A 22,197-nucleotide genomic window follows, 5' to 3' on the forward strand; every position below is an offset into this window, starting at 1 on the left:
ACCTTGGAAAACCCATGCGAATGAACGATAGATAGCCATTCTGTCCTCATTCTCCGGCGATCAATGCCTCGGCCGCCAGCCGCCCCGAAGTCATCGCGGCATTGATGGAACCATTCAACATATGGTCTCCGGCCAGGTACACGTGATCGTACAGTTTAACATGTTGTGGAGGTATCCAATTCTTCAGGTCTTCGATACAGGGCAGAGCACGGGGAATGGAAATGGTTTTTACGTGCTGAAAATAGCTGGCACTGATTCCAGAAAGCACCTCTAATTCCAAGGCGATTAGCTCCTCCAGGTTTTCTATGCCCGTGACGTTTTTTACTACAGATACCGACAATAAGGCCCTGCCGTCAGCCGCATAGTCGGGACTCACATCCGTCATAAACGCCAGGTTGTTGATCAGGAATTTGTCGTCGGTAACCAGGCCTATCATTGGCTTTCCTATAAAGGATTGCTGCAGCGTAAAATACAGATTGGTAACTTGATGAAACGTCTCTTCAGGATGCCCCGTCAGTGTTCCATGCGCTGTGGCGATGATGATTTCATCGGCAGTGATGGTGTTTCCGTCAGCTAACAAGATTTGGTTCTTTTTTACTCCGGAAACCGGGGTATGGTAACGAATCTGAGTATGGTTCAATTGGGCCAGCAGCTGTGCTGTGATCTGTCCCATCCCTTTAGCTGGAACGCTGGCAAAACCTTCTGCAAACATTTTAAACACAAACTCAAACATTCTAGAGGAGGTTGATAGCTCAGTTTCCAGGAAAATACCGGTAAAAAACGGCGCGAAAAAGTTTTCGATGATGCGCTTGGAAAAGCCCGCATTCTTCAAATAATCGAGCGTACTGCTCTCCGCCGAGGAGAAAATGAGATCGGTACTTTTTGCTTTCAGCTTTTTCGTCAGCCGGTACAGCCGCAGTTTGTCCAACAAAGTCCCGACCTGGGAAAAGGCCATGGCAACTCCCTTGATTGGGTCCCGCATGGGATCGTGTATGGCGAAGGTTGACCCCGGGCGAAATATTATCGCACCGGATTTAAATTTTTTTAATTCCAACGCTTCCAGATCCAGGTATCGACGGATTTCCGGGTAGGCAGTCAGTAGTACCTGAAAGCCCTTGTCCAAGAGATATCCTTCTACTTCCAGAGTCTGAACCCTACCACCAGCCTCTCCCTGTGCTTCCAGGATTACGGGGTAATATCCGGCTTTTTCAAGCTCGATCGCCGCCACCAAACCGGAAATGCCAGCGCCTATGATGTAGATGCTTTTTTCGTTCATGAATTCTAGGGTTTAATGTGCAGGCCGACGAACCTATTCTTCCCGAATGTTTCGACGCTTTCGAAACTTACCTTTTTCGGACGAATGGTTCGCTGCTTGTGGATCATTACCGGATGCAGTAGCCTTTTGTTCCGGGTTGGATGCCCCATGGGCTTTTCTTTTAGGTTTGTTTCGTTTGTTTTTCGGTTTGCCCGAGCCATGGTGTTTCTCCCCGGATCGTTGTTTTCTTGGACCCACGTTTTTTAAGTCCGGTCCCGGACCAATATCTTCGGGGTTCGGTACCACTTCAATTTCCAGTCCAATCAGGTTTTCGATGTTTCGGTATTTGTAGCGATCCTTTTCGTTGACAAAAGTTACTGCCTTTCCTTTTTTCTCGGCGCGGGCGGTACGTCCCACACGGTGAACGTAGTCTTCCGGATCATTGGGTGTATCAAAATTAATGACCATTTCGATGTCCTCGACATCGATCCCCCGAGACAGAATATCTGTGGCTACCAGAATCTTCAACGATTTGTTCTTAAACGAAGACATGATTTGCTCCCGTTCTGACTGATCAAGATCTGCGTGAAACGCTTCCACTTGAAAATGCTTACGAAGGGTTTTAAACAAGGATTTCACCTTATCCTTGGTGGAACAAAAAACAATAACCGCCTGAAAGTCCTGGGATTTGAGGATTTGTTGAACCAGGGCTTCTTTTTGACTGTCATACACGTGGTAGACGTATTGACTCACGCCTTTGGCAGTTTTGCCCAATGCAATCGAAATCTGCTCTGGCTCGTGGAGTATTTGCTGCGAAAATTTGCGGATCTTGGGCGGCATGGTTGCAGAAAAAAGTAGCGTTTGCCGTTTCTGGGGTAAATGCTGAAGGATCGTAAGGATATCTTCGGAAAAACCCATGTCCAGCATGCGGTCCGCTTCGTCCAGGATCAAATGCTGAAGCGCATCAAACTTTACTTTGCCTCCGGCCAAAAGGGCGATCAATCTACCCGGTGTGGCCACGACGATTTCGGCACCCAGCTCCAAGGCCTTGCGTTGTTGTTCCCAGGTATTTCCATCACCTCCGCCATAGATGGGAATGGAACTGATTCCCAGAAAATAAGCCAGTCCCTGTATTTGCTGATCAATCTGAATGGCCAGTTCCCTGGTTGGGGCGATGATGAGGACTTTTACGCCCTTGGTTTGACTCTGACTGATTTGATTCAATACTGGCAAAATAAAAGCAGCTGTTTTCCCGGTTCCCGTTTGCGCAGTAGCAATCAGGTCTTTTCCATCCAAAATTAACGGAATAGCCTGTTCCTGTATCGGGGTGGGTTTTTCAAATCCCATGGCGTCCAGACCTTCCTGGAGCTCGGGAACAAATTTAAATTCACTAAAGGTCAAATTTTCTCGTTTTTAAGTATACACATAAGCCCAACCAATCAATACAAGTTGTAGGGGAAGTCGAAGTAATAACAACCACTGGGGAAGTCCAACGTTCTCCTTCTGGTACATGTACAAATTGGCTGGAAATACTGCGATCAATAACAGGATGATTCCATAGGCAGCCAGGCTTCGGGTAGGCTGAAAAACCAACCCCAATCCCAATACCATTTCCACCATTCCTACGATCCGATTAACCAGTCTTGGTGCAGGAATATAGGGTGGGATGATACGGATATACAACCTCGCTTTCACAAAATGCATGAAACCGGCGGTTATATAAAAAATTGCCATTGCATAAAGAAAAGCTTCATCCATAAAAATTGATTGCATAAATTTCTTTATTCATTAAAATTAGGACTTCCAAATGGTAATACAAAAATTTACCCAGGTATTACTGTATTTATTTTACGTAATCGCCGTAACAAGGGTCGTACCGTAGCTCTACTTGGGCAGGGAAGCCAAAAACCGGTTTTGCACGCCAGGCATTGAATGCTCATTTCCGGTATTTCAAACCAACGAGTTTTAATGGGAGGGGAAATGCGGTAGAGAGGGCTGCTAGCTTACCGGATGTCTCACCGATGTCGTGTCAAATACCATTCGTTACGCGTACTTCGTTCCTTGGATACTAAAATGGTTTTTCGGAATAATCCCAGCTGGTCAACAACGCAAGGCCGGAAGTAACCGAATTGGCATGCTTCCCGGTGAATGGTATCTGCCTAGCTCAGTTGTTTAAAGGTTTTGCGGTATTGGCTGGGTGTGACGCCGCTGATCTGCTTAAACTGGTTGTTAAAATGTGAAAGATTGGTATAGCCGGATTGGTAGCAGATATCGGAAATCAATAAATCTGAGTCCAATAGCAGCTTGCTTGCATAGCCAATCCGAACCTCTTTGAGGTAATTAAACAAAGACTTTCCGGTATTTGATTCAAAAAACCTGCAAAACGCACTTACCGAGAGGTGACAGTGTTCTGCTACATCCTCGAGCCTTATTTTTTTGGAAAAGTTCACCAAAATATACTCGTATACGCGCTTCAATTTTAGGTTGTTTGTATCATCAGCATCCTCGATAAACCCTTCATTTACAAGTAGTCTTCGGTTATCTGTGCGAATCAGCAAATCAAAAATCTCTAACAGGTAAATCAATTTTCTAAAGTTATTTACTTCCGGAATTTTCTGCAGTATACATCGGATTTCTTCTATTTCTCTGCCATAAAACTGAACCCCGCGCTTCGCTAACTTGAAAAGATCCAAAATAGGGCTTAACTCAGGTAATCGCTTGATTTTCTGTCCGAAAAAGTCTTCATGAAAATGAATGGTGATACATTCCGGTGAAAAACCATTTGATACACCCGTCACCTCCCAGCAATGAGGAAGGTCAGGTCCCATAAGTACCAGGTCGCCACGGGAAAAGCTTTCCATAGTGTTTCCAACGATTCGGTTTCCCCAACCATCCACGATATAATTCAATTCAAAGTTCTTGTGCGAGTGTATCCGATAAGTCCTGGGCGTCATGACGGCTCTTTTAAGGTTAAATGAGGTGCTTTCGGGGACAATGATCAGTTTTTTCCGGTGTTTCATGAAAACATTCGAATGATGACAATTGGTAATATACTATCATAATATAGCGAATTAATTACAAATTAACTGCTATACTTATTCTTTTCAGCCATGCAGGCTTCGGCATTTTTTGGAAATAATCGACCGCGGCAAGAGCAAAATACCATCAGAATATGCGAATATTAATGAAACTTCAACTGGTTGATAGGGTATAACTTTGAATGTATGAAAGGTATCCGGGTTGGCTAAAAAGGATGTCGACTCCCCCACAACGATTCGGTAGATCTCTCTGTTTTTAAAAAAAATAGGTATATGCGATTAAAAGTAAGTTTTCTGGCAATCATCATGAATTTTGCGTTGACACAAGTCATGGCGCAGCCAGGTAGTGCTGAGGAGCCCGCACGGTTTGTTGGAAACCTGGATGTTGCTTTTGATAGGCCCGATGGAAAACTACCACCGGTCATAGGAGCGCAAAACTACCAGGTCTTGCGCGCTGTGAGAAGCGATACCAGCCTCGGTGACGGTCTTGGATTTACGCTACATCACCATCCGATGCTTTCCTATTGGAACGATAATTTCTATGTGCTATACAATGCCTGTCCTGAGCATGAAGAACGAGGTTTAACCGAGATACTTCTTTCCCGCTCGACAGATGGAATGAACTGGTCAAAACCAGATATTATCTTCCCTCATGTCGTCTATAAAGGTGAACCCACATTTAGCAACCATCGGATGGGATTTTACATTACTCCCTCCGGTAGACTGCTGGCAACAACTGCCTATTTCCCGCAATCCGAAATGATTCCTCAGAAAGGAAGCGAGGACACGGCCAAAAAATATTTTGGGGTAGTGGTTCGAGAGATTCAGCAGGACGGGAGGTTTGGAGAGATATTTTTTATCGCCAGGAATAGTAGTCTGTATGAAGCCGATGAATTTCCTTTTCCTTACTACACGCAGTCATCGGATTCAGTTTTTATCTCAGATTGCAATTCCTTCCGAAATGATCGCCTGGTTACATTGCATTGGTGGGAGCAATTGCGCCCCGAAAATTTTAATTTCCCCAAATCACTTACCGAACAAATCGTTAAGGGCAACAGAAAATTTGCAAAAGCAATCAGCTATTACAGCCGACCCGATGGCGCAATCATTGCATTTTGGAAAAACAGTAAGTCTGCGATATCCCATGATCAGGGTAAAACATGGAGCAAGGTGGTTGATTTGAAAACATTCAGTGATGGCTACGCCAAGGTTTGGGCACAGCGCACAGATGACGGAAGATACGCCGCGAGTTGGCAACCCTTGGGCGAAGGGAGTTGGGGTAGGTATCCCATGCTGTGGGCGACCAGCGAGGATGGCATCACGTTCGATCATGCAATGCATGTAAATGGCGAGGTAACCATGCGCTACGAAGGCGGATCAAAGAACATCGGTCCTTGTAATTACCAGCGGGGATTGTATGAAAACGGCGCAGATATTCCTGGTGATGATGTTTGGGTGGTCTATTCCATGAGTAAAGAGGATATCTGGATCAGCCGAATCCCTGTTCCAATGAAAGAAAAAGCTGTGGGATACATTAATCAGGATTTTGAAAGTACCGAAACAACACTAGAATTGCAAAGATGGAATATTTTCCATCCTGCATGGGCACCTGTCACCATTTCCCAGCGACTTTCCGAAAAAAATACCTGCATGAAATTCTCCGACCGGGATCCATTTGATTATGCAAAAGCTTTCCGAGTATTTAAGGAAAGCAAAGACGAACTTGTTGTCCAACTAAGTGTGCTGGCGGAGCAGCATGATCATGGCCGCTTCGAAATCGACCTGGGTAACACGGAACATCTCGCACCGATTAGAATTTCCTTTACACCAAATGGCAAAATAGAGATAGAACACTGGAAGTATACCTCAGTAATAGCTGACTATCAAAACGGTATATGGAATGAAATCCAACTGAAAATCGATATAGCTGGCAATAGGTTTTCAGTCACTGCCAATAACGTTACCATGGATGACCTGGTATTCAACAGCCGTAAGGTACAAACACTGGACAGAATTACCTTTAGGACGGGCAACCATCGGGGAATATCCATCAATCCGGTGGAGCCGGAAAAAGATTTGCCATTGAGTAAAGAAGCTGTTTATTTTTTGGATGATGTTCGCGTTGACATAAAAAAATAAAAGAATGAACTGGAGGCTACCATTATGAAATCAACAGGTAAAAAATCATCCGTAGACCTACCGTGAAATGGGAGTTACATCTGCGAAGATTTTCCAGAACTATGATCGAGACAAGCTATCTGACCGCTTAAAATTCATTATAAACCTATGAAAAGAACGATAATCCCATTCCTTACCATCTCGCTGATTGGCTTTTTCGGTTGCAATCAGAAGAAATCAACCACGGATACAATCAATGATATCGACTTTGTCACCATTCCTGCCGGGCAGTTTACCATGGGGGCGGACCTGCATCCAAAATACATTGCAGCCGGCCCGAATGAAGTGTGGAGAAGTATTTTCATTCAGGATGAATTCCCAGTACGGGATATCACGATCAGCCACGACATTTCCATCTCCAAATTCGAAATTACAAACGCCCAATACGAGGCCTTTGACCCGGAACATAGCAGGTGGCGTGGCAACTTTATGGATCTTTCAACCAAGGATGATGAAGCAGTTGTATATGTAAGCTGGGAGGAGGCGGTTGCTTTTACTACCTGGTTGTCTGAAAATGACACGCATTATAGCTATCGACTGCCTACAGAAGCAGAGTGGGAATATGTGGCTCGGTCGGGTACGCGTACTCCATATATGGACGGAATCAGCGGCGACATTTATTCGTTAAATCCAATGCAGCCGGAACAGATGATTGCATACAATTACCAGTGGCCGTATCCTTTTACGTTTAGCAATGGTTGTCGTAGCTGGGTATCCTGGAAACCCGAAAACTGTATTGGCGTGGAGGATGTCTACCCGAGTAAATTTGATATCAAGGGTGCTGACTTGACGGTAGGACAGAACCGTCCCAATGGATTTGGAGTGCATGATATGATGGGGAATGTGGAGGAATGGGTGATGGACTGGTACGACGTCTATAAACCAGCGGAAACCATTGATCCCGCAGGCCCGATCAAAGGTGATTTTAAGGTGGTTCGCGGTGGGAGCCATAACAACCATATTCAGCATATGCGTTCGGCCAACCGCATGGCTTCAGCAAAGGATGACAAACACTACCTTCTCGGATTTCGAATCGTGAGGATTGCGAAAGATAGTCCGGTACCTACACCCCGACTGATGCCTGATAAAAAACCCTGGGCAACGGAAGTCAACCCTGCCAGGTTTCAATGGGCTGCCCCTACCGACGAACCATTTTTTTCAATTCATAGCCTGTATGAGCTGGTATCACAGGCAGAAAACGGCAGCCATTATGGGTCTGATCAACAAATGCGGCAGTTTGGTTTTGATTCAAAAAAGCAAAGCCCCCTGAGTTCGGGGCACCTTTACACACACAATCATTCGCCAACGATCACCTGGTGCGAAAATGGCGACCTATTCGTTTCCTGGTTTTCAGGTGAAAGTGAAATAGGCCCCGAACTAACCCTGCTGGCGTCCCGGGGGAAAAGAAATGGAGATGGATCTCTATCCTGGACCGAACCTGCAGAGTTTCTAAAAGCCGCGGACCGAAATATGCACGGTTCCAATTTATTGAACAATTCCTTACGCTTGGCAAATGGAACAGATAGTACGTTTACGATTCATCAAATGGCCAGTATAGGTGTGGCAGGAAGATGGGACAAACTGGGCCTCGGCTATAGAAAAAGTACAGATAATGGCGCGAATTGGTCCCCCGTAAAGATGGTTTTAGAAGTGGATCATGCATTGAATGACGGCGCCTCAATGCAAGGAAATATGTTTCAGACAACTAACAACGAATTGGTATTTGTTACCGATGATGACGGCGATGGGTTATTCAATACCGGAAGCCTCATCGTTAGTGACGATGCCGGTGAAACCTGGGAAAGACGTGGTCACTCATCCAATACGCCTGATCAAAAACGTATTGCGGGATTACACGCCGCCGTAATCGAAATTTTGGATAGAGACGGCGATGGAAAATCAGACCTACTGGCCATAGCGAGAGACAATGGCCAGTATTTTGACGGAAAGGCCCCACAGAGCATTTCTTTCGATGGTGGTCATACCGGGGAGCGGTCACCTACGGTGTTTCCTTCAATTAGCAGCGGACAAAGGTTTTCGCTCTTACGCCTCCGGTTCTCCACGCATACACCTGAGTTTAGCAAGGGTTCTCCCATTCTTTTCAGCGGCTTTGCGCAGGGGGATTTTAAAGCTAGAAATGGTGAGGGTGAAATTGAATCAATCTCGGGATTATTTGTAGCAATATCTTTTGATGAAGGAGTATCCTGGGATGTCATGCATCGCCGCGTACTAAGCAATCTTACAGGAGATAGTACGTCGATGCTGACCATCGCTCCCTGGCAAGCAGACAATCTCCTTTCACGTAAAGATGGACAGGAAAGTGGCTACATAACGTCAACGCAGACACCGGACGGAATGATCCACGTGACCGACGGGAAGCTTATTTACAGTTTTAATCTGGCATGGGTTATTCAATAATTGAAAACGCCTACCAGTACCCGGCAGACGATGTTCGCTAGCTCTTGTAACCATCCGGGAGAATCAAGCATATGCTGGCCTGCTTTTCATTTCGTTCGCGTTCATACCTGACCGCGCAATACGATGGAGGCGAGGATATCTACTATTTCCTTAGCAGGATTCATCAATCAACACCAAAGCCATTCAATAGCAGTAACGCTTCGGCTGATTAGAAATACCTGGCCTTTTGCTAAAGAAGGAGAAATAAAAGATTCTATGGTAAGCTATCGGTCCTGGCAAGGAAAAATCGAAAATGAGCCATTGAATGGGATTGGGATGGTGGAACGAGGAAGCTGGGCGATCGGATAAAAACAGTTTAAGCCCTATTTTCCTCGGCATCGTGCCATTGTTTCGTGGTTTTTCCGGGTCGATCCCCTGTCTGCATCGGTGCAATGGTTCCGTAAAAAGAAGGCCCAGCCTACCAAGTACCGGGATCCTGCTACTGCCCAGCTGCCTATTGCATGGCGTGGAACCGAAGAAACTCAATGGCTGGCCCGGTCACCAAGGGCAAGAAAAACGCGTTGATTTACGTTTAACTGCCAACGCTATCGTAATGAGTCGTCTAATCAACTATTCCTGCAGGATTGAAAAAACGGCATCGCCGCGCGTAAAAAAATCCAATCCCCGATGCTCTCTCGTAGCCAAATACCTTACACCTCCGCTGCCTGAACGTGCATCCAGTCAAAGTTTCTACGCCTGCCCAGGCTGACCCATCCTTCCTCTTCCCGACAACGCCACCATTCATCGTATACCGGATGCGCAAAAGCAGCCCGATCCCTACCCCACCTCAAGGCGTTTCTATCCGGGTCGAAGTCCAGGGCAATTCCCCAGGCATGGGTGGACCAGAGCGTTCCGCCACGCATGGGCCGGTTATTGAACGAGCCCCCAAAGTAATTCAAACGCAGGGAGTTGATATCATTTTCTCCGTAGGTATCCCGTACATCTTCCAGTACTTTGGTAAGACTTTCGGCAACCTTTCGGTGGCAGGTAATTTTCGTAGCCTTTAATCGAAGGTCCCAGGCGATTTTCAGCACAAATGGAGCCGGGATGGTAACCAGATTTTCACCCCGGTTGCCATAAAATTCCAGGAATTCGGGCGTGTTTTGTTTGGGCCACCGGTTGGCAGGCAGGATCTCTTCCGGCCTCCAGGTGGGCCTTCTTCGGCCATGCTCTAACAAGAAGGCCAATTCTTCGAAACCAAATTGGGTTTGGGTGCCCCACAAACCGTCTACCGGCCCGGCGTCGATGCCCTTCTCCTTGGCCCCCAATTGAATCATCGCGGCAATTTTACGGGTATTCGGCATGCGGGGATCCATTCCCTCAATTTGATGCAAAGCGGCCAGGGTTTTCTCTCCGAGTATGCCATCAATACCTCTCCTATACAGTCCTTTTTCTGCCAAAAGGCGTTGAACCACAATGATTCTTTCTTTCATGCTATAAGCTAGTTAGTATAATGCAATATAAACCTATTTCGCAATAAATTTTAAGAAATTTTGCCTTCTTTTTGTATTTCATTCCGTATGCATTGCATCATTACTTCCTCCTTGATCTGGGAGTATCCAGCGGCCAGGGTTTTCAGTCCTACCTGCTGCACAATGTTTACAATATTCGCACCTGTTAGCGGGTATTTCTTTGCCAAATCCGCTACTTGCATTCCCTTCTCCAACTCCATGGACTCGGGAAGGTTTTTCTTCCAGAGCAGAAGCCGCTCTTTCGCACCAGGTGCCTCAAAATCGATGATGGATTGAAACCTTCGGGTAAAGGCACTGTCCAGATTGCTCTTGAAATTGGAAGCAAGGATCACCATGCCCGGGTGCTGTTCGATTCGCTGCAATAAATAAGAAACTTCCTGGTTGGCATATTTATCGTGGGCATCGCGTACGTTGGTTCGTTTTCCGAACAATGCGTCGGCCTCGTCAAAAAACAAGATCCATTTCTTTCCTGCGGCTTTATCAAACAGGCGGGAAAGATTTTTTTCGGTTTCACCGATGTATTTGGAAACCATCAGCGAGAGATCGATGCGGTATACCTCTCGTTCGGTATATTTTCCCAGCAAGCCGGCCGTCAAGGTCTTGCCCGTGCCGGGAGGACCAAAAAACATGACCCGATAGCCTGGTTTCACCTTTTTCTTTAAATTCCACCGTTCCATGAGTTGCTCGTTGTAGCTCAACCAGTGCTCCAGTCCTTTGATTTGTAACAGGGTCCGTTCCGATAGCACCAGGTCTTCCCAATCCAGTTCGGTTCGAATCAATTCCGCCGGAAAGTCGGAACTCGGTTTAGGTGCGCGCACCTTCTCCAGCAAAAGCCGATCGGCAAACTCTGATTCCAGTAAAAGCGGTCCCGCATAAAAAGGCTCGCCTGTACCTGAATCTCCCAAAAAAAGGTAGTTACGTCGAAAAAGCAGCGAATCCTCAAAGATACTCAGGTATTTCTTTCGTGTGGACGGATCCCTTCCCGCCAAAAGGAATAATAACGTTTCCCCCGTGGGCAAAATTCCCCGGTGGTACTTGCCCCGGTACCCGCCAAATTCAGGAAAATCCGTACCGGTTGGAAAATAGGATTGGATGGTGCGGCTAAGAAAACCGGGGTCTATATACGGAACAAGGGCCAATGCCAGTAGCAACAAATCCTGGTCTTTGATGCCAAGTTCTTCAATAACTTTCCCCAAATGCAATCCGGGATCAAAATAAAGCTCTAGCTGAGGTTTTTCCAATGTCTGCGTTTTTCCGCACTCGTGGTCCAGCCTGCTCTTAGTTACCGCTTGTAAAAACTCCAGTATTTCCCTCATAAAGAATGTCTCCTGATTTATCGGCGCTTAATTTCAATCCGTTCCGTTATTACGATTGCTGAGCTGTCTCTGCCAATTTTTTATAGCGTATTGCTTTCAGAAAGTCGGGCTGAATGGAAAGTGCTTTCTCTAACCAGGCGATTGCCTTCGCTCGCTCTCCTTTACTTAAAAAAACAACCGCTAACTCTGTCATAATCTGATAATTTGTTGGTTCCAACCGAAGTATTACTTCAAGTTGATAAATCCCTTCTTCACTTCTGCCCATGGCCAAATAAGTGACTGCCAAGTGTTGACGAATACCGACCTGTTCGGGATTTTCTGCCAGTGCCATTTTAAAAGCCTTCACAGCTAAACCAAAGTTTTTGAGCTGGTATTCACACTGTCCGATCATTCTCCAGGCCAGCGCATCCCCGTCTTCGATTTGTATGCCGTGCAATTGGTTCAAGGCCTTTTCCCAGCTTTCCAACTTCATGTACACTTTTGCCAATTCCACGGCATACCCACTTTCGGCATCCTCTTGCTGCAGCTTTTTCCAGCAACGAATCGCTCGCTGATAGTCTCCCGCATGCATAGCGAGCTGTGCCTGACCTATCCGGGCGCCTTTGTGGGTAGGATCCAACACCAGGGCCTGTTCGTAGCAACGATCCGCCTCCTGGAATTTCTCTAACATCGCAAGCGCATTTCCCTGATTGACCAAAAAGTGTGGTTTTTGAACCAAGGCATGTGCTTTTTTAAAATAATCCACTGCGATCGCGTATTCCTGCTGCTGGTGAAAATAAAGACCAAGGTTATTTAGTATGGAAGGGTTGGAAGGATCTAAATCGATTGCCTCCTGATAGTACGCCAGTGCTTTATCGTATTGGCTATTCAGAAAACAGGTTGCACCTTGATTATTCTTTTCGATCGCTTTTTCTTTATCCATCTCCCTAATTTAAGCAAATAAATCGTTCTTTATATCGGACGCCAGCCCTTTGGCCATCTGAACCACGTCCAAGTCCGGGTAGATCACTTCGATATCGTCGAACGACATATCGAATGCTTCGCCCTCCCGGTAATGAACCGGAAAAACGATTCCAAACTGAATGGCCGGACCCCATTCATAAGCCGCCAGGTTATGCCTCCAGGTTTCCGAAACCGAAAGAAACCCGACTCCCAAACTGGCGCGCGCAAAAGCATTGATTTCAAAAATAAATTTAGGGTTTACCGTGATCCTTCCATTCGCATCCAGTGCCAACCCAGTTTGGGGACTCCAGTTGACATCCACGGCTGCAGCTGCCTCTCCTTCCAGTCCAAGGGTGCCCGTGAGTTCGATACCACCCGAGAGACTGGCTATGGCTACGCTCACACCCAACCCAAGGTCTCCTCTCAGGGTGAGGCCGGCATCCGCAGGAATAGCAAATTCGCCGTGTCCGGTTACCGTAGTTTCCGCTTCCCGTTCCGGATTATAGGTGATTTCGGCCGAAAGGTCCCGCAGCTCTCCCGGTCCAAAACCGGCGGAAAAATCAAGACCCCCTCCAATTTGTGCCACCAATCCAATGCTTCTGGGGCCCAGTGGAATCGCAAATAAGGGGATTTCTATCGTGGGTACCCGGAAGAGGTTTCTATTGAATTCCCTTCGCTGAAATACTTCATAGCTTTCGGCAGCCAGGCGGGCGTTTACCACAATTTCTCCATTTGGCAGAAGCCGAACTCCGGCTGTAGCAGCCAGCCAGGGAGTCAGCTGCAGCGTTAACTCCCCTCCTCCATATACGCGCATGGTTTCATCGGGATCACCTGAAGGTTCACCGTCTTCTCCAATGGGACGGTTCGTAGCCCCCACTTCTACCCTACCGCTCAGCATACCGCGGCTATAGGCAGCAGAACCCTCGATGGTGAGGGCTCCATTCTCGTAGGTAACGGTTAACGAGGTAGAGATACCAGGGATATCCGGTTGGGCGGTACCAGAGACAAAGACCTCGTAGGCCTCCGCCCCGGTTGGTTTGGATACCCTCGCCTCTACATTTCCTCCGGTAATACCAGGAATATCGGAGCTAAGGGCAAAGTTGCCGCCAATGGAAAATCCCGCCTCTCCGTACTGTATGTCCATCGTGCCCCGCTCGATCCCCGGAATATCCAGTTCGGCTTCGCCGGAAGCCGAGAAATTGTTTTCGCTGTAGGAGGCAGTAATCGTCGCATTCTTGACACCCCGTACCGTTCCTTCAGCAATACCTATTTCTCCACCGATGGTCCAGGTATTTTCTTTGTACTCCACGTTTATTGCCGCGGGGTCGAATAAATCGGAATCAAAATTAAAGGTACCTTGCAACTCAAACCCACCAGAGGTGGATGCGGTCGCGCTAATTTGGCCTTCCCCGACCTGATTAATTCCAAAATCGGTCTGACCCGTCAAACCAAGACCGTCCGAGGAACTGGCGAAAATGGTCAACGAACTACCCGTGATTTCAAAGGGCGGCGGCACGTTGATTTGTTCGATCGGAAAGGTTTTAGAAACCCGTATTTCTCCATTCGAAATAAAAAACTCTATCGGGTTTCCCTCAAAAATGGGAATACTGGGTAGAATATGACCATAGGCCTCGATTCCATTGGGTTGGAGGTTCAATTCAATGATATCGACAGGACTGGCCTTCTTTATTCGTAATCCGTACAGGCTTGACTTTATTGATTGCTTGGTGAGGTATCCTGCATATTTTGATCCCGGATACCGATTTACCGAAATCACCTTATCTTCCGGCCAAGGACTCCAGGTTTCGTCGTCGGAGGGGATGTTTATGGAGAGCGAACCCAGATGGGCTGTATTTTCTACCGCCTCGCCCTGCGTTTGAAACTGTTTGTTTACGATCCGAAAGGGGTTACCAAACCAATTTCGTTCATCGCTTCGAACGGTACTACCTTCTCCTGTCCAAATAAAGCGTTTCCCCAAACCGCCGGATTCATTGGGAAAAATACGTACTTCACCTTCGTTGCCTATATCCGCCAGATTGCCAACTTCGATTGCATCCAAATGCTCCGCATCTTCAATTTGTGTTTGCGTCCAAAACTCATTTTCGCTGATGCTGCTATCCCCTCCGGCCAAACTCTCCGCCTGCGTGAAGACCAGCGTATAATTGTTTTTAAAATGCCCGTCCCCTCCCGGGTATTCCGAACCGTGACGCTCCCGGAAACCTGTCAGTTTTTCTGTGATTTGCCCCTTGATCGTAGACCCGCTCAAACTGTTTTTGGAGGAATCCAACAATTCCATGTTGGGAAGTGTGTTGGGCCAGGTGGCCGTATTCCAGTTCGCCAACTGAAGTTCCACGATATGGTCTACATCAAAATTCCTGAAGGCCTTGTCTTTCCCCCAAACGGGGGTCGTCAATTCCCTGGCAACGGTATCGATGTTTCCAATGTAGCTGGGTTTTACACTCCGGCCTGAAATAGCGGCGTTGAACACGTGCGTAGTGGCGGCAGTCGGCGGGGTATGGTGGTGGTTTTCATACAAAGTGGTTAATTGACTTTTGATGGTTGTGGTGGCAATTTCCTCTTTCCATACCCCATCCCTTTGGTTTGTGGCGCCTCGGGTATAGTTATTCTTTCGCTTCAGGGGAGCTTTGCTGGTATAAAGCGAACCTCTGTGATCCAATAGTTTAAATCCAGGTATAGGAATGGCGTCGAAGGTTATCGTTTTTGCCGTTTCATCAATTACCCCGGTTTGGGGGAGCATTTCCGGCGGGTCGATTTCGTCTTCGCCTTCTTTTTGAATGGCTTTTGGCTGAGCGGCCGAAGTCGCCCCTTGCTGCAAGGTGTGGGTTAACTCGTGTGCCAGCAGGTGCTGACCGGATGCGCTGGAAGGATTGTAAGTGCCTTGGTTAAAATAAATATCCTTTCCATGGGTAAAGGCCCTGGCTCCAATATCCCGGTTCATCTGGACTGCCTGGGAATCTGTGTGAATACGGACCTGGCTGAAATCGGCTCCGAACCCATGTTCCATTTGCTCTTGCGTGCCCGTATCCATGCCTTTTCCTCCGGAGCTTTGGGAAAGTTTCTCCTCCAGACCGCTGTACGTTGGCGTTTCCTGTTCCTCCATTTTTTGAAGCACACCGGCTTCATCCTCCTCGGAAAATGTACTATTGGGGCCGAGCATTTCCGCCTGCAATGCCTCTTCTTCCTCCGTTTGAACGGCCTCCTCTGCTTCCGCAGGCTCGCTTTCACTCAACGAGCGGGACAAGGGGGTCACGTCCGCCGACAGGGGTAGCTGTGACACGTTTTCGGCAGTGCTTTCTGCACGCTGCACGCCCAACTCCGCCTCCTCCGTAGAAACCGCAGAATCCGGAGACTGCTGAATCTCCTCTTCTGCCTGCTTTTGCAGCACCTGATCGGCCATGGCATCGGCCTCCTGCTCGTACTGGTCACCCGCCTGACCCACCTGAAGCTTGGCCTGGAAAAAATCGCCGTTTTGCTCACCAGACTGGGATTGATTGGGCTTACCGGATGTTCGCTGGAAGACTTTCATGGGCTGCGGTTTGTCAACTATTTTTCCAGACTGTATAAGTCCACCAGACCAAAAATATCCAGCTGATTCAGTTTCTTGTTCCGAATGTTTTGATCAATGGTATCCAGTTGGTTTTCGTTGGTTGCTACTAGTTTTGCATCTGCCTCGGCACCCGAATAGCTGGGGTGTCCTCCACCTCTCCACATGACATTATCCGGATTCACCTGGGCGTGCAAATCCTTGATCAATGCGCCGAGTGCCGACTTTTCCTCCTTTTTTTCGATCAAGTGTTTTAATCCAGCTGTGTGTCCTACCTCGTGGGGAATGGTGTTGGCGTCGGCTCCGGAAATCATGTTCGGCACGTGCTTTTCGTTTAAATAAACGATGGAACCATAAAACGGTGCCCGACCATAGGTTCCCTTCACTTTCGGATGTGTTTTGTCCAGCACGACCAGAAGGTGCTCGTTTCCAAACTGCAACTCCGACAGCGTTGAAATGACCCGAAGGGAGGCGGTAGTGGAGACCTCGTAGTGAACAGTAATTCCCATGATCTTTTTTGTCATACTCCCGCGAAAACTGTTTTCGATCTGCGTCTTTGCGGCAGAGGCCAGACCTCCAGTATCGAGGCCCGCATTGGCACTTTTGTTCCAAACGGCTCCCTTGAACTGCAAATGAATCTTTGCCCGAATGCGTTGTTTTTCGAATCCTTCGTATCGTTCACTTTTACTCCAATGGCCTTGTACCTGCTTTGCTTTTTGGCCCTTTTGCTGTAGGGTATGTGTTAGCTCATGGGCCAACAGCTTTTTGCCATCCTTGGTCCCGGGCTGATAGTTGTTTTCGTTAAAGAAAATGTCATTGCCATGGGCAAAGGCTTTGGCATGCATCACTTTATTCATCCATTGGGCCGAGGGATCGGTATGCACTCTGACCTGGCCAAAATCGGCTCCAAAAGCCTGTTCCATTGCCTGACGAGTTGCGGTATCCATTGGGTTTCCTCTTCCTTTTTCTTGCGTTAAGATGGGCTCTATCCGGTCGGCACGCTGCTCTTTAACTCCATTTTCCTGCGATTGGTACTTCTTCATTTGAACAGACTCCTCTTCCTCCTCAAGTTGAAAGTCTTCCTTCATTTGAACGGATTCCTCTTCTTCCTCAAGCTGAGGGTCCTCTTTCATTTGAACGGATTCCTCTTCCTCCTCAAGCTGAAGGTCCTCTTTCATTTGAACGGATTCCTCTTCTTCCTCAAGCTGAAGGTCCTCCTTCATTTGAACGGATTCCTCTTCTTCCTCAAGCTGCAGGCGCTCCTTCATCTGAACGGATTCCTCTTCTTCCTCAAGCTGAAGATCCTCCTTCATTTGGACAGATTCCTCTTCTTCCTCCCTCATTTGCAGGGATTCCTCGGCTTCCTGTTCCTCGGCTTGCATCTGGAGCTGGACCGCGGGTGTTTGCTCCTCCTCTTTCGTTGACATGCGCTCTTGGGCCCCTGCAGCGGATGAACTAAAAAAAAGATTCTCTGACCTGTTCTGAAAAACGGGATTGACGATGCCTACGGATGATTTTCGGTATACCTGCTTTTTCATTTTTGTGTCATTTTACCATGTTACGACGATAAGTTTTCTTCTCCAGGGAAGCTTGACCAGGGACAGGTTCCAGGGTAAACTTTCCAGCAACACGTCTTGGGGTCTTCGCTCCACGTACAAGCGATCGCTTGATTCTTCGATCACCAATTTACCTTTTCGATTCAGGAATTCCTGCCGAACGGTATCCGATCCCGTATTTTTTAGCTTTTTCCAATGTAAAATAACGGATTCCAGTAATTTCTCCGATTTACTTTTTACTGCGTCGGGCAATTGAACTTGCCTGGATAGGACGGTGGTCCGGGATATGCCGCACAGAAATTTTTCAAAAACCAACTCAAAGTTGAAAGGGCTTTCGTTCAAAGTAGCCAGGTAATGGACGGCCTTTGCGGCCAGTTCAGGCTGTACCAGATTTCCTTTTTTATCCAAAAACTCACAATCGGCAAAAAACGCAGGCAAAAAAGGATGAACTAAAATCAATCCAGCTCGATCCAGATAATGCTGATCCTCGCCCTCCGCAACTTCCTCTGGCAATGGAGCCTCCCTGAAAGGAGACGCGGATTCCTTTTTCAAGGAGTCTTTTACTTTTGTTCCCAGTCGTGCAACATCTCTCGTAAAGGCTGACCAAGTCGAACGCTGTTGGGTACTCCGTTCACTTCCGATATCCCCTCCAAATTCATTCTCAAGCTGCCTTCCAAAAGCAGCTTCCATCCGCTTCCGCAAGTCAGCCGAACTACTTTCAATGTATTCAAGCAAAATATCCGTCTTTTCGCTCTCTCGCTGGCGGAGATGAAAAAAGAAGGCCAGCAATAATGCTACCACCCCTTTTCGTTCCGAGGGTCCGTACGACTGCAAAAGCATGCCGTAGGTTTTTCCATTAAACGGCAATTCTTCACCGAAAATCGTTTCCAACAGGCCTTCGAGTTCGGGCCGTGTATGATGCCTGACCAATCTCTCCCGAACAGAAACCTCGGACAGCAGGATTCGGAATCTCTCGCGCCGGTGGGTGGATACGAGCAAATCGGATACAAGGAAGGGCAGACTAAACGCCTGTGCTGCTACCCGATCTGCGCACCACCAGGGAAGGGAACCTGTACGGAGAAAATAAAGCCAGGCGTCAAACAACCTTTCCGAATCTTCCCGAAGCTGTATTCCCTTTTGGTCTACTATGCCGCTGTTTTTATCTCCTTCCTTGAGAATGCCAACAGGTGGAGAGGAGGTCATTCCGGGTATTTTTTCAGAGGAGAGCAAAGGATGCAGTTCGTTCCGAAGCTCCTGCATGGGCGAACGAAAGTGGGCTTCCAAATCAGCAGCTTTGGGAAGATTCTTAGGATCTAGTGAAAATTCAAAGCTGAGGTGGGGAATTTCAAGCGTTTGGTTTTCCAACTGAGCGGCCAAAGCATCCAAGTGGGATTCCAGTATGGGAAGTATTTCTTCCCAAAAATAGTCCGTAGCGGTGCGTTCCATGTATTTGCCTGCTTCGGTAGACCTGGTGAATACGTCGATGGTCACTTTTTGTACGGTATGTGCGTGACTTTTGCCCATTATTTGTTGAATCCCGATTATTTATTTTTTATATTTACCACGCTACGTCATTAGACGAAAGCAGTATTTTACTGGCAATAAGTATGGAATAGGAAGTAATCATAAGTCGAAATGTCTGGAACATGCGTTCGTTTCGTGTTGTTTACATCACGTTGAGTCGCTAAGTTACTAGATGAACGAGTAAAGATTGCAGAACTAGGAAAGAAGCCCATGAGGGATCAATCGTCATCCGGAAGTTAGGCGATTGGTCCCTTTTCATAACCGTAGCTTTTCTTCAATCCCATCAATCACTCTTCTTCTACCGATCACCGGTCCTTCGATATAAACATCTACCCGGTCCGTCCAACTGCTTAGTAAGGTTTCTACGGTTGTGCGATCCGATTCCCGGGCCAGCACGACAAATAGGGAGGCCTTTGTGGCCTGCTCCTTTTCATGAAGTTTTGCCCGTAGATTCAGAAATCGGAATATTAAGTCATTGGTATTGGTTGTATTTCGGTATTCGTTGATCATTTCCACACTTGCCCAACTGCCATTTACCCAATCTCCGGTCAGGTACAATTGATGGTCAATTTCCGCCGTGGACAAAGCAGATTGAAGCGGGCGGATAATTCGCTGAAGGGAAGCCGGTAAATCATCGAAGCTTTCCGGGATACGAGGTTTATTGGTACCCGTAAACCGCGCATCTGTTTTCAATTGCTCAATCAACCGGTACCATTCCTGCCATTTCCCCTTGTATGCACCGTAATCGTCGTCCTTGTCCTGTGGTGCGAATTCTTCCTGTAATTGCAAATAGGTCGCGGGGCGGTACTTACGCACTTCCTCGCAACGAACGGCCTGCAGCCGAAACGTCTGGTCCGATTTGACCATGCCATCCTGTGTATAGGTATAGAGAGGGCTGTTTATGCTCAGGGTAGTGTCCGCAAAACTTACTTCATACCTATCGTCGTAGGCTCTGCTAATCACCAAACGTTTCAAGGATTCATCAAAGTCGAACACCAAACCATTCGGAAACCGCTCGTTCAATACCTCGGTAATGGCATGCATCCGGCGATTGAATATGGCCTCAAGTGGGATGAGAAGCGTCACCGGTCCCGAAATCATTCGGTGACCGTTTATGCGGTAATCCTGCACGACCAATCGATAATGCTCGGGTTGCAAACCCGATCTGCGCCTGCTTCCTTTAAGGCTTCGGGAAAGGTTATTCAGGTATTTTAAGCTACTAATCCAGGGATAGGAACAAGCGGCCACGCGAATGTGTCCGGGCCCGGATGTACCCTGAAGATCCGTCACTCGGTAATCCAGCGCCAAATCTCCGATCACCCGATTTTCATTACTAAGTAAAACGTAGGTACCGGATTTAGGAACGCCCCCGAGGGATTTCAAAGAGGGATGCTTTTCCAAAAATGCCCTGAAACCTGCAGCACTGGCCGTTAGGTCAAAATGATACACTTCAAATTCCAATCCAAACTGTTTCACCATCGATTGTATAGACTGAAAGGTATTTTCCGCATGGGCGTTCAAATGTCCACCCACCAGGTAGCGGTCGACGTGGGAATGGTCCATCAGCAAGGGATTGCTTCCCATTTCGTAGTGATAGGTTATCGGCACATGTGGCCATTGCCAGCTTTCCGTCAGGTCCGGATTGTTTTGGTAATAAAAAGGCACGGTTGGAAACCGCCCGTCCGGATGGCTTCCTCCACCAGGAACAATTCTCAAACCCAGATTATCTTCCAGATTAAAGGAAACCAACAACTGGTAGATCTTTTTTACCAGCGTATTGATCTTCTTTTGCTGGGCTGCATGGTTGCTTCCAGGCGAGGGATAAAAATGGTGGCGATAGGTATCGTCGCCTAATTTCCCTAACAACAGGTGTTTCGGAAATGCATTCAGCTCTGGATTTGGCCATCCATCCAGTTGCTTCAACATCCGTAAAAGCATGTTGAATGTTTCCAGCAAATCCCTCATCAATAGGTAGCGGTATTGGTTAAACTGAAAACCGCTTTCTTCTTCCAAGCCGAAATGCTGGAGGAGTAATTCATCAAATTGATTTTCAAGAGTACTCCGAATTTCCTCTTCCAGCAGAAACCCAAATTCAGTAAGCAGAAGATGGACGCCCGCTTGAAAATCTGCGACAGTATTTCCTTCAAAAATGGCCTCCCGGTACAAACGATCCAGCTGCGTAAGGGAGACAGCGTTTTCCTTCTGATGTACCACTTTCAGCAATTGAAGTGGGGAAAGCGTAGAAAGTGCCTCCTCCGTCCTTCGTTTTCTTATAAACAAGGAGTCCTGACTGACCAGGTAGTCCGTTTGCCCTTCGTCCATCATTAACAGGCGCATCTGGCTGACTTGCTCAATACCCTGATTGTCGCAATTGATGTCTCCGCAAATATCCTGAGGCTTGGGGTAGCATTCCAGGTACAATAAAAAAACCTTGTCCTCCCAACCCGGTAGTTCGCTCAAGGGCTGGGCATTTTCTTCTTCCGGTCCGCATAAATCCCAAAGAGGCATTTGCGTTCCCTCCGGATAAAAATACGGCGTATAGGAGGCATTTTCATCCAAAAACTCACGAAAGTGGGTAAAGGACAACTCAGAAATCGCGATGGTATTTTCCCTGGGTTGGCTATCCGGGACTGGCTCATGCAGTACCAGCAAATCTCCATCGGTAGTCAAGCCCACACCCTGGCTAACGGAAACCGAGGGAATTCCCTCCACCGTTTCCAGGGTAAGCGAAAAGCCGTGGATAATTCCGGCTCCGTGAAGCGAAAGTCGTGAAAGGCGATCCTGATCCTCAAAATAGGAAATGGATTCATTGAGCTGGGTGTGGGTAAGCACCTGATCCGGTTTGTACCGCCGGTAATTGTAAATAATGGAACTCAGTTTATTTGACATGGCCT

The 22,197-nt window shown here is 47.4% G+C and carries 14 protein-coding genes; 3 read left to right on the plus strand and 11 right to left on the minus strand.

Translation table 11 applies throughout. The features are described from left to right. Window positions 1-46 precede the first annotated feature (46 nt). From ABWH99_RS13915 to ABWH99_RS13930, 4 genes are all read right to left on the minus strand, one after another. Window positions 47-1,276 (minus strand): NAD(P)/FAD-dependent oxidoreductase, encoded by a 1,230-nt coding sequence (locus ABWH99_RS13915; protein ID WP_375582453.1) that lies wholly within the window; start codon window positions 1,274-1,276, stop codon window positions 47-49. A 33-nt stretch (window positions 1,277-1,309) separates the two neighbouring features. Beyond that, complete coding sequence (locus tag ABWH99_RS13920) at window positions 1,310-2,656, minus strand: DEAD/DEAH box helicase (RefSeq protein WP_375582454.1); 1,347 nt, start codon at window positions 2,654-2,656, stop codon at window positions 1,310-1,312. A gap of 12 nt (window positions 2,657-2,668) precedes the next feature. Next, window positions 2,669-2,959: a DoxX family protein gene (locus ABWH99_RS13925; RefSeq protein WP_375582455.1), complete on the minus strand. Its 291-nt coding sequence runs from the start codon at window positions 2,957-2,959 to the stop codon at window positions 2,669-2,671. 455 nt (window positions 2,960-3,414) lie between these two features. Then, window positions 3,415-4,275, minus strand: a complete 861-nt coding sequence (locus ABWH99_RS13930; protein ID WP_375582456.1) for an AraC family transcriptional regulator — start codon at window positions 4,273-4,275, stop codon at window positions 3,415-3,417. Window positions 4,276-4,566: 291 nt separating this feature from the next. Here ABWH99_RS13930 and ABWH99_RS13935 point away from each other — a divergent pair, with 291 nt between their 5' ends. The 3 genes from ABWH99_RS13935 to ABWH99_RS13945 all read left to right on the plus strand — a co-directional run bounded on the left by ABWH99_RS13935 (window position 4,567) and on the right by ABWH99_RS13945 (window position 9,237). After that, window positions 4,567-6,432: a hypothetical protein gene (locus ABWH99_RS13935; RefSeq protein WP_375582457.1), complete on the plus strand. Its 1,866-nt coding sequence runs from the start codon at window positions 4,567-4,569 to the stop codon at window positions 6,430-6,432. A gap of 147 nt (window positions 6,433-6,579) precedes the next feature. Further along, the gene (locus ABWH99_RS13940) at window positions 6,580-8,889 is read left to right on the plus strand and encodes an SUMF1/EgtB/PvdO family nonheme iron enzyme (protein WP_375582458.1); all 2,310 of its coding nucleotides are present in this window, start codon (window positions 6,580-6,582) and stop codon (window positions 8,887-8,889) included. A 123-nt stretch (window positions 8,890-9,012) separates the two neighbouring features. Further along, entirely contained in the window at window positions 9,013-9,237 is a 225-nt protein-coding gene (locus tag ABWH99_RS13945; RefSeq protein WP_375582459.1) for a hypothetical protein, read from the plus strand. Window positions 9,238-9,578: 341 nt separating this feature from the next. On the opposite strand, the gene ABWH99_RS13950 is transcribed toward ABWH99_RS13945, so the two are convergent. The 7 genes from ABWH99_RS13950 to ABWH99_RS13980 form a co-directional block, all read right to left on the minus strand. Next, complete coding sequence (locus ABWH99_RS13950) at window positions 9,579-10,361, minus strand: M15 family metallopeptidase (protein ID WP_375582460.1); 783 nt, start codon at window positions 10,359-10,361, stop codon at window positions 9,579-9,581. Window positions 10,362-10,411: 50 nt separating this feature from the next. After that, complete coding sequence (locus ABWH99_RS13955) at window positions 10,412-11,716, minus strand: ATP-binding protein (protein ID WP_375582461.1); 1,305 nt, start codon at window positions 11,714-11,716, stop codon at window positions 10,412-10,414. A gap of 49 nt (window positions 11,717-11,765) precedes the next feature. Further along, the gene (locus ABWH99_RS13960) at window positions 11,766-12,638 is read right to left on the minus strand and encodes a tetratricopeptide repeat protein (RefSeq protein ID WP_375582462.1); all 873 of its coding nucleotides are present in this window, start codon (window positions 12,636-12,638) and stop codon (window positions 11,766-11,768) included. A gap of 9 nt (window positions 12,639-12,647) precedes the next feature. After that, window positions 12,648-16,205 (minus strand): DUF4157 domain-containing protein, encoded by a 3,558-nt coding sequence (locus ABWH99_RS13965; RefSeq protein WP_375582463.1) that lies wholly within the window; start codon window positions 16,203-16,205, stop codon window positions 12,648-12,650. A gap of 17 nt (window positions 16,206-16,222) precedes the next feature. After that, window positions 16,223-17,761 (minus strand): DUF4157 domain-containing protein, encoded by a 1,539-nt coding sequence (locus ABWH99_RS13970; RefSeq protein WP_375582464.1) that lies wholly within the window; start codon window positions 17,759-17,761, stop codon window positions 16,223-16,225. Between the two features lie 12 nt (window positions 17,762-17,773). Continuing rightward, window positions 17,774-19,303 carry a contractile injection system tape measure protein gene (locus ABWH99_RS13975; RefSeq protein ID WP_375582465.1) on the minus strand — a complete coding sequence of 510 codons (1,530 nt, stop codon included), beginning with the start codon at window positions 19,301-19,303 and terminating at the stop codon, window positions 17,774-17,776. Between the two features lie 255 nt (window positions 19,304-19,558). After that, window positions 19,559-22,192, minus strand: a complete 2,634-nt coding sequence (locus ABWH99_RS13980) for a hypothetical protein (protein WP_375582466.1) — start codon at window positions 22,190-22,192, stop codon at window positions 19,559-19,561. Between the last annotated feature and the right edge of the window lie 5 nt (window positions 22,193-22,197).

Origin of the sequence: Cyclobacterium xiamenense (genome assembly GCF_042140265.1) — a bacterium.
GTDB lineage: Bacteria > Bacteroidota > Bacteroidia > Cytophagales > Cyclobacteriaceae > Cyclobacterium > Cyclobacterium xiamenense_A.

Coding starts and splice junctions, on each gene's coding strand:
- ABWH99_RS13915 (WP_375582453.1), bottom strand. CDS start 1,276: ATGAACGAAAAAAGCATCTACATCATAGGCGCTGGCATTTCCGGTTTG.
- ABWH99_RS13925 (WP_375582455.1), bottom strand. CDS start 2,959: ATGCATTTTGTGAAAGCGAGGTTGTATATCCGTATCATCCCACCCTAT.
- ABWH99_RS13930 (WP_375582456.1), bottom strand. CDS start 4,275: ATGAAACACCGGAAAAAACTGATCATTGTCCCCGAAAGCACCTCATTT.
- ABWH99_RS13935 (WP_375582457.1), top strand. CDS start 4,567: ATGCGATTAAAAGTAAGTTTTCTGGCAATCATCATGAATTTTGCGTTG.
- ABWH99_RS13940 (WP_375582458.1), top strand. CDS start 6,580: ATGAAAAGAACGATAATCCCATTCCTTACCATCTCGCTGATTGGCTTT.
- ABWH99_RS13945 (WP_375582459.1), top strand. CDS start 9,013: ATGGAGGCGAGGATATCTACTATTTCCTTAGCAGGATTCATCAATCAA.
- ABWH99_RS13950 (WP_375582460.1), bottom strand. CDS start 10,361: ATGAAAGAAAGAATCATTGTGGTTCAACGCCTTTTGGCAGAAAAAGGA.
- ABWH99_RS13955 (WP_375582461.1), bottom strand. CDS start 11,716: ATGAGGGAAATACTGGAGTTTTTACAAGCGGTAACTAAGAGCAGGCTG.
- ABWH99_RS13960 (WP_375582462.1), bottom strand. CDS start 12,638: ATGGATAAAGAAAAAGCGATCGAAAAGAATAATCAAGGTGCAACCTGT.
- ABWH99_RS13965 (WP_375582463.1), bottom strand. CDS start 16,205: ATGAAAGTCTTCCAGCGAACATCCGGTAAGCCCAATCAATCCCAGTCT.
- ABWH99_RS13970 (WP_375582464.1), bottom strand. CDS start 17,761: ATGAAAAAGCAGGTATACCGAAAATCATCCGTAGGCATCGTCAATCCC.
- ABWH99_RS13975 (WP_375582465.1), bottom strand. CDS start 19,303: ATGGGCAAAAGTCACGCACATACCGTACAAAAAGTGACCATCGACGTA.
- ABWH99_RS13980 (WP_375582466.1), bottom strand. CDS start 22,192: ATGTCAAATAAACTGAGTTCCATTATTTACAATTACCGGCGGTACAAA.